We start from the raw sequence: 1,976 nt of genomic DNA, 5'->3' as shown, positions 1-1,976 counted from the left end.
GCCCAATGCAGTTCGCCCATCGCTCGCCACTTTGGATTGTGCTAACCCTTGTGCATGATCACAGAAACATCTGGCGACTTCTTTGAAACGCTCCCTGTCTTCGAACACTTCGAGGGTGTTTCCGACCCCGGCAACTATAAGCCACTCCCGGATGACTGGGTGTTGGCAACGGCCGATATTGTTGATTCGACACTCGCGATCAAGGCAGGACGCTACAAGGCTGTAAACATGGCCGGCGTAAGTGTCATCTCTGCTCTCCTCAACGTGCTCGACAGGAAAAACTATCCCTTTGTTTTCGGTGGCGACGGGGCATTGGTGGCACTACCGGCATTCACCATTCCGCTCGCTCGCGAAGCTCTGGCAGCTGTACAATCATGGGTTGCCGATGAACTACAGTTGAACCTGCGTGCCGCCCTTGTCCCGATGCGCGATATCCGGAATGAGGGCCTTGATGTGCGGGTCGCCCGCTTCAGGGTGAGCCCCGACGTTTCTTACGCGATGTTTGCCGGAGGTGGGGCGAGTTGGGCGGAAGCACAGATGAAAGCAGGCGCCTACGCGATCGAACCCGCTCCTTCCGGTACGAGGCCTGACCTGACCGGTCTTTCCTGCCGCTGGAATCCGATTGAGGCACGCAACGGCGAAATCGTGTCGATCATCGCAGTGCCGGGGCCATCAGGTGCCAGCCAGGAATTCCAGACGCTTGTTAGCGATATCATTGCCGTTACAGCCGAGCAAAGCCGCGGCGCCCACCCACTTCCCGCCGAAGGCCCGCCGATAAACTTGTTGATCAAGGGTGTCGATGTGGAAGCGCGGGCCACCGCTCCGGTGGGTAAACGCATTTCCCGCAAACTCGCGATTATCGGACAGATTATTTTAACTTTTCTGCTCGACAGGCTCGGACTTACTGCGGGCGGTTTCGATCCCAAGCGCTACAAAATCGAATTGTCGCAAAATTCCGATTTCCGCAAATTCGACGACGGCCTCAAAATGACCATCGACATCGATGGTCAGCGTTCGCACCGCATCGAAATGCTGCTCGAAAACGCTTCAAAAACGGGCATTGTTCAATATGGCTTGCACCGGCAGGATGCCGCGCTGATTACCTGTTTCGTGCCGACGCCACGCGCCCACGACCACATTCATTTTATCGATGGCGCAATGGGTGGCTATGCTATGGCGGCAAGCAATCTGAAAGCGAAACTGCCTTAGGACGTCAACCGGTTACGCCTTCACAACATGCTCGGCCATCAGTCCCAGCCTGGTGAAAACATTCCGCGTATCGAGGATGAGAGGCGCCCATTTCGCCAGAGCGGCGTAGTCAACGCGATCATGATCGGTCGAGATCAGAATGGCGTCGTAGGATCTGATTGAAGTCTCGTTGAGGTCCACCGACCTGCGACCCTTCAACGCCATGTATTCACGCGTTGTCGGGATTTCGTCAACGAAAGGATCATGATAATCCGCAGTTCCACCACGTTCCTCGATGATCTCGATCAGCCGCAAAGACGGGCTCTCGCGGATATCCGGCACATTCTTCTTGTAAGCCAGTCCCAGGACAAGAATACGAGAACGGCTGAGCGCCTTGCCTGCCCGAACATCAAGCGCCTCCGCAAGCTTGCTGACGACGTGGCGCGGCATGGCGGAATTGATTTCGCCAGCCAGCTCGATGAACCTAGTCGGTAGCTCATATTCACGCGACTTCCACGTCAGATAAAACGGATCGATGGGAATGCAATGGCCGCCGAGTCCTGGCCCAGGATAGAAGGGCATATAGCCAAAAGGTTTGGTCTTCGCTGCTTCGATGACCTCCCAGATATCAATATCCATCGCCGCGTAGACAGTCTTGAGTTCGTTGACGAGCGCGATGTTGACCGATCTAAAGATGTTTTCTGTGAGTTTGACCGCTTCCGCCGTCGCATTGGACGAAACCGGCACCACGGTTTTTACCGCCGCACCATAAAAGGCCTGCATCAACT

Annotated in this window: 2 protein-coding genes; one reads left to right on the top strand and one right to left on the bottom strand. The window is 55.6% G+C overall.

Going from position 1 to position 1,976, the window contains the following annotated elements; genetic code table 11:
* Positions 1-54 precede the first annotated feature (54 nt).
* The gene (locus tag ACXJ5O_RS25445) at positions 55-1,209 is read left to right on the top strand and encodes a DUF3095 domain-containing protein (RefSeq protein ID WP_457302335.1); all 1,155 of its coding nucleotides are present in this window, start codon (positions 55-57) and stop codon (positions 1,207-1,209) included.
* 12 nt (positions 1,210-1,221) lie between these two features.
* Here ACXJ5O_RS25445 and ACXJ5O_RS25440 read toward each other — a convergent pair.
* Positions 1,222-1,976: nucleotide sugar dehydrogenase (locus tag ACXJ5O_RS25440; protein WP_457302334.1), on the bottom strand; the 755-nt coding region annotated here is incomplete at its 5' end.

It is taken from the genome of Phyllobacterium sp. P5_D12 (genome assembly GCF_054049495.1).
Note: the sequence above shows the minus strand (reverse complement) of the source record. Positions and strands in the feature narration are given on the sequence as shown.